At 59.9% G+C, this 222-nt stretch carries 1 pseudogene; it reads left to right on the top strand.

Annotation, left to right across the window (positions count from 1 at the left end):
- Positions 1-222, top strand: a pseudogene (locus E0D98_RS27280) (hypothetical protein); the annotation flags it as partial.

Here is a 222-nt window from a genome sequence, read left to right as displayed (position 1 = left end):
CCACGCCCGTAACCTGCTGCTGGCGCAGGGCTGGCCGGAAGAGACGGATATTGAACAACTGAATCCGCACTATCCGGGCTGGATCAGCATTTATGTGCGACTGGATGTATCCCGGCTGGCGACGTTACTTATCAGCCGCCATGATGGCGTGCTGCCGCCGGTCCTGGCGTCTGCCATGCAAAAACTGACCGGAACCGTGGCGGAACTTGTACTGTCCGGCAG

It is taken from the genome of Escherichia sp. KCJ4928 (assembly GCF_004352695.1).
In the GTDB taxonomy this organism is placed as follows: Bacteria; Pseudomonadota; Gammaproteobacteria; order Enterobacterales; family Enterobacteriaceae; genus ECMA0423.
Note: the sequence above shows the minus strand (reverse complement) of the source record. Positions and strands in the feature narration are given on the sequence as shown.